This window comes from Pseudomonas sp. Pseusp97, from assembly GCF_047304025.1.
Lineage (GTDB): Bacteria > Pseudomonadota > Gammaproteobacteria > Pseudomonadales > Pseudomonadaceae > Pseudomonas.
Window position 1 is genome coordinate 1 of the sequence record NZ_JBGLYK010000476.1, and the last position, 635, is coordinate 635.

Here is a 635-nt window from a genome sequence, read left to right on the forward strand (position 1 = left end):
CAAATCGAGGATTTCACCATGACCAACGCCACCTACAACCGCCTGGACAAAGACAACGCCGCCGTACTGCTGGTCGATCACCAGGCTGGTCTGCTCTCGCTGGTCCGCGACATCGACCCGGACAAGTTCAAGAACAACGTGCTGGCGCTGGGCGACCTGGCCAAGTTCTTCAACCTGCCGACCATCCTCACCACCAGCTTCGAAACCGGCCCCAACGGCCCGCTGGTTCCCGAGCTGAAAGCCCAGTTCCCGGACGCGCCGTACATCGCCCGCCCCGGCCAGATCAACGCCTGGGACAACGAGGACTTCGTGAAAGCGGTGAAGGCCACCGGCAAGAAGCAGCTGATCATCGCCGGCGTGGTGACCGAGGTTTGCGTGGCGTTCCCGGCGCTGGCGGCCCTGGCGGAAGGTTTCGATGTGTTCGTGGTGGCGGATGCCTCCGGCACCTTCAACGAGATGACCCGCGACGCCGCCTGGCGCCGTATGGAAGCCGCCGGCGCCCAGCTGATGACCTGGTTCGGCGTGGCCTGTGAGCTGCACCGCGACTGGCGCAACGACATCGAAGGCCTGGCGGCGCTGTGCTCGAACCACATTCCGGATTACCGCAACCTGATCACCAGCTACAACGCGCTGAC

1 protein-coding gene is annotated in these 635 nt (G+C 64.3%); it reads left to right on the plus strand.

Annotation, left to right across the window (positions count from 1 at the left end):
* Nucleotides 1-18 precede the first annotated feature (18 nt).
* Nucleotides 19-635: isochorismate family cysteine hydrolase YcaC (gene ycaC / locus ACCC94_RS29970; protein WP_413353206.1), on the plus strand; the 617-nt coding region annotated here is incomplete at its 3' end.